This window comes from Chromohalobacter sp. HP20-39 (assembly GCF_033052815.1).
GTDB lineage: Bacteria > Pseudomonadota > Gammaproteobacteria > Pseudomonadales > Halomonadaceae > Chromohalobacter.
Genome location: NZ_JAWHTP010001157.1, coordinates 1 through 237, shown reverse-complemented (window position 1 = coordinate 237; position 237 = coordinate 1). Strand labels below are relative to the sequence as shown.

Here is a 237-nt window from a genome sequence, read left to right as displayed (position 1 = left end):
CCAGGTCTTCGCGCTGACGCTGGCGCGCAAACGCTGCTAGCTGGCGCCGGATGCGGCCGAGAATGCCGCGCGAAGATTGTCCGAGCGCCCGCCGCTCACCGAGATAGCGTTCGACAGCCTTGCGCGCCGATAAGCCCGCATGCCAGGCGCGCAGCACAGCCAGTTCGGCGGCATCGGGCAAGCCAAGTGGCGCGACAATCGCAGAATCAACGGGAAGCAGACGCGTTTTCATGGAAG

The 237-nt window shown here is 65.8% G+C and carries 1 pseudogene; it reads right to left on the bottom strand.

The window, feature by feature from the left end:
• Positions 1 to 237 (bottom strand): annotated as a pseudogene (locus RVY79_RS21525) (integrase); the annotation flags it as partial.